General features: G+C 34.2%; 4 protein-coding genes. 1 reads left to right on the top strand and 3 read right to left on the bottom strand.

What is annotated here, in order from left to right; translation table 11 throughout:
* The first annotated feature begins 113 nt into the window (after positions 1-113).
* Entirely contained in the window at positions 114-794 is a 681-nt protein-coding gene (locus L652_RS0101245; protein WP_024597131.1) for a hypothetical protein, read from the top strand.
* Positions 795-840: 46 nt separating this feature from the next.
* Here the strand turns inward: L652_RS0101245 and L652_RS0101240 are convergent, their stop codons facing one another.
* From L652_RS0101240 to L652_RS0101230, 3 genes are all read right to left on the bottom strand, one after another.
* Positions 841-1,845: a DUF6575 domain-containing protein gene (locus tag L652_RS0101240; RefSeq protein WP_024597132.1), complete on the bottom strand. Its 1,005-nt coding sequence runs from the start codon at positions 1,843-1,845 to the stop codon at positions 841-843.
* Positions 1,846-1,850: 5 nt separating this feature from the next.
* Positions 1,851-2,270 (bottom strand): hypothetical protein, encoded by a 420-nt coding sequence (locus L652_RS0101235; RefSeq protein ID WP_024597133.1) that lies wholly within the window; start codon positions 2,268-2,270, stop codon positions 1,851-1,853.
* 68 nt (positions 2,271-2,338) lie between these two features.
* The gene (locus L652_RS0101230; RefSeq protein WP_024597134.1) at positions 2,339-4,183 is read right to left on the bottom strand and encodes a hypothetical protein; all 1,845 of its coding nucleotides are present in this window, start codon (positions 4,181-4,183) and stop codon (positions 2,339-2,341) included.
* Positions 4,184-4,508: the final 325 nt, after the last annotated feature.

Genomic DNA, 4,508 nt, shown 5'->3' with positions numbered 1-4,508 from the left:
TTAACCAACCAAATGCCAAGTGAAATGTGGCATGAGGCTGGGAAGTTAGCGGTTGGGTGATGAGCTAAAACTTTGATTAAATCAAATTTTAAATATTTTTTAAGGAATAACAAATGAAAAGTTTACGTGGCCTTGCTCTTGCCGCCTTTGTAATAATGATATCTGTATTATGTAGTATAATTGCTCAATTCGGCTTCTCACCAGATTCACCGATTGAGCAATGGGGAGCTTTTGGAGATTTCATTGGAGGAACATTAAATCCCATTTTTGCCTTTCTATCATTTATTTGTTTATTAATGACAATTGTTTTACAAAATACAGAACTAAAAGAAACAAGAAAAGAGTTTACCCGCGTAGCAAATGCTAATGAGCAGCAACTTGCACTTATTTCCAACCAACAACAAAAAGATGATACTTATAAAGTAATTCAAAAAGTTACTGAGCGTCTTAACAAAAACTACAATGAAAATAGATTCAAAGAAAAAACTCTTTCTTTACATAAAATCATCTTGGATGGTGCAGATTATAATAAAAATCTCGATTTAAAATTTCTATATGAAGCATGCAATGACACTAGTAGTGACGATTATAAAATCATTAAATATATTGAAAAAGATCTTATCCTGTTAAGAGGACTTCTTGAAGGTTACGAAAAGTTAACTCAGCTAGATATAAGCAAAATCAATCCATTGGTTAACTTTTATAAAAATGAATATAAAGAGCTAGTAATCACTTTAAGTAACTTCAATCTAATTGAACATGATTTGTTAAACAGTTATCAATTTAAAGCGTAACCAAGTTAACTAGGTTACGCTAAATGTACTTATCCAATTTAATTAATTAAATATCATCAAAAAAGAATATATCATCCACAACTCGGACAGAGCCGTCACGAATAAAAGAGGATAAAGTTTTCAACCTTCGCAAATGTGCCATAATTATTTTTGAACGAACAAAATCATTATCAAAACCACCATCCAACCAATCTATTCCGTCATTTAATAGTAATGCAGATAATTCTTTATATAATCGCTTGCAATCATTATCAGAATAAAAAGCAAGAGCGGCATCTTTTGTTAACTTCTGATTTAACCCTAAATCACTAATTCTGTAATATAACTCAGAATATACTTCAGATATAGTGGACTCATTTTGTAAATACTTTTTGATAGCATGTAATGTCAAATCACTATTAGCTGTCTCGCACTTTACTTTCATATATCCCGGCGATGCATAATATATGGCTTCTAATTTACATCCTTTATCCCTTGGAACGTAGCTTGCTAAGGTATTATAAAAATGAACTGAGCTAAAACCACCTAACCAGGGCAATGTAGTGCTATTAATACTTTTATTATTTGATACATATATAAAATCAAAAACTTGCTTAAACTTTTTGAAAAGCTCTTTAAGCAAATCAATATTCCATTCATCTTCAAAAACCATTGAGGTTATATTTGTATCACCTATATATTCAGATATATCTAAAAAGGAGTCATCAGATGGGATATAGCTTTTTGGTATCTCGTCATTTCCTACCATATAAGTTTCTAAAGTAACTTCATCTTCATCAACGATGAAAAGAAAGGAGTCGGGTTGATTAACTATTACTTCTTTTATCGACTTTTCGCCTAGAACCAAACGCAAACGGTCTTGTTCTTGTATTTTAAAATAAAGCCACCGATTATGGTTTTCATTACAATCGCACCAATATTTCAAATAAACAGTATTATTTCTGCTTCTATACTCTGATAATAAGGGGCCTTCAAAGTATATTAAATCTTTACTCCATTCTAATTCACTTAAAGGAAACTTTGTTACTTTAAATCTATCTAAGTTTTCCATGATGACTACCTTTCACTCATTTTTTTTGTAATCTTAAATTTTGAATCTAACTGTGTATTTTTAGACTCATAAAAGTCAAAATGAGTATTTCTTCCTGGAGGCGTTTGTAAGCCATCATTAGCTGAAAGTTTACCAAAGGCTAAGTACCCGCCTATAGTTTTGTGTATGTTATTAATCTTTTTTTCTAAAGCTTTATAATGTCTAATTGCTTCTTGCTCATTTGTAAAAAAAGACAACGCAAGTAGAGAACAGTTTTGACTACCAGAGTTTTTATTTTTCACTCTACTAGGTGATATTTTCCCTGGAGGCATAAAGCTCTTACAACATAGAGGGTCATGTACAATACGGTAAGCTTCTGTAGACTTACTTTGTGCATTTTGCGGCGGGCAAGATGGGATTTCATCTAAATCCTTCTGATACTTCATTTTTCATCCTTGACTAGTTTATTATTTACTATTCGCTACATATTAACATCAATTTAGTTTATTAATGTCTAAATATTCTTTGCTATTAACTCAGCTTTCAACAAACCACCTTTGGTCAGTAACTTAGGCGCGAAACTTGGGTTACGCTTTGACTTATAAGCATCAAGTATTAATTTAAGGCCGTGCGCCTCGAGTAGTGAAATATTGACCTCGGTATCCATTTCGGCTGATTCGATAAAGTCATCTGAAAAGCTAGGGGCAATTATTAATACCTGTGCTACGCGTTTACCTTGGTTTTCAGCGCGGGTTACATAGGCTTTTACTTGGCGAGACGTTGTTGAGTATTTTGCAAAATCTCCATTTTTACAAGTTTTTGCTTCACCAATAATTATGTCGTTATCACTGAGTGAAATTACTATATCGGCTTTATCTTTAGCGGTGTTTAAAACTTTTCGTAAATCTTCATCGATATTGAGCTCTAGTAGTTCAAAAATGGCTTTTGTAACTTCTTCAAACTTAACGCCAATGTCGGCTTCTGTTACATCTGCGCCAGCTTCTCTTAATGCGTTAATATCACGACGCGCTAATGCGTCATAGTTCTCTATTAGCTTATCTGTCGCGTTTGCAAAGCTTTCTAAAATAGCAAAACGTGCATTGCCACGCTTAGAAAGCCCCATGCTGTCGCGAACTTCTCTTACTTCATCATTTGATAGTAAATATAAAATATCGTGTGGCGTAATGCTTAACGCACGTAGTTTTTCGGTATCAATAACTTCGTTCGCTTCAAGTTCAAACGCTTCTTTTAACACTGCTTGCATAGTTGGAAAGTGTTCTTCTAGTGTTTTTAAAAGCTGTTTGAAGCCGCTTGCGCTTAGCGAATCAAACTCTTTTTCTGTAGCGCCTGATAATGATGACAGTATCAGACCAATGCGCTCATCTAAAGTAGTGCCTAGTTTTTCTGTATCAATTTCTAAATCTTGTATCAGCTGCTTTAACCTGTCTTTACGTTGATTTTGGTTATCTTCAACGTTATGAATATCGTCGGATAATAATTTGGCTGCGCTAATTCCTGAATGTATAATTGTTTGAATTTTATCAGTTCGGCTTACGCCTCTAATTTTACGACCATGGGCTTTTAAGGCATTGGAAAGTTCGGCATCTGTTAGCGTTCTAAGTATTCTTAGCACGTATTTATCAGCTAAATCTTTTCCTTGGATCTCATTCAATAGCGTAACTATTTCATCAGGAATAAATACTTCTTGTCTCTTTTTGCTGATAAATAATAACCCCATATCTCTGAGGCTATTTAAGGCATCAAGTACTCCATTTTTAGGAATAACATCAACTAAATGCTCTACAGCAGCGCATTCATCAGTAGTTAAATTAAGTTCATTAGCCAGAACGTTGAGAACACTGCGCTCATCATCTGTAACTTTAGCTTCTCGATTATTTTTTTCATCATTAAAGTATGCTTCTTTCATACAAGCATGGTAAATTTTTAAGGCTCGGTTTCGCTCTAAAACACTTTCGGCTGCGCCTTGCTGGATACACTCTTTGAGCTCTTTTGATAGCTTAGATAACTCAACCCATTCTTTTTCATAAAGTGACTCTATCCAACTAATTCTTGCTACTCCATTCCCGTCTCGACTTAAAATATTCACCAATAAGTTAAGCTGAGCGCTACTCATTAATATTTGTTCTTGGACAGATATTTTGAAGAAGTCACGAACAGTATTGAACAGTTGAGTAATTTCACTACCTGAGGCATTTTTAATTTGACCGTCGATATTATCGATTGCTTTCGCTAGTTTTTTATTGTTTTTAGCGGCATCAGAACAAAGACGATCGAGGCATGAAATGAATTTTGATTTTTCTACTTGGTTAACAACTGATAAAACTTGGTTGAGTTTCATTTTATAGAGTCCTTTCTAATTATGTTTCAAATAAGGTAACAGTAAATTACTACTAGGGCAATAATCGTTCAGTTAGTGTTAATTTTTGACACCCAACAAAAATAGAAAACCTACATTTATAAACACCAATCTACCAACACACTCCAATTCCCCGTGTTCACACCTGAAACTTAGTTAATGATGAGTAATTTACAGCATGGATGCTGTACAAAGCGTAGCTTGGCCATGGATGGCCTATCTACGCTGGTTACGTTCACATCATTAACGTAAGTTGAAGATAAAGTGTGATCCTCGGGTGCGCCGTGGGATTCCAAAGGGCGGTCGG

The sequence above is a fragment of the Pseudoalteromonas sp. TB25 genome (assembly GCF_000497995.1).
Classification (GTDB): Bacteria; Pseudomonadota; Gammaproteobacteria; order Enterobacterales; family Alteromonadaceae; genus Pseudoalteromonas; species Pseudoalteromonas distincta.
The sequence above is the reverse complement of the archived record's forward strand: the minus strand, read 5'-3'. Positions and strand labels throughout refer to the sequence as shown.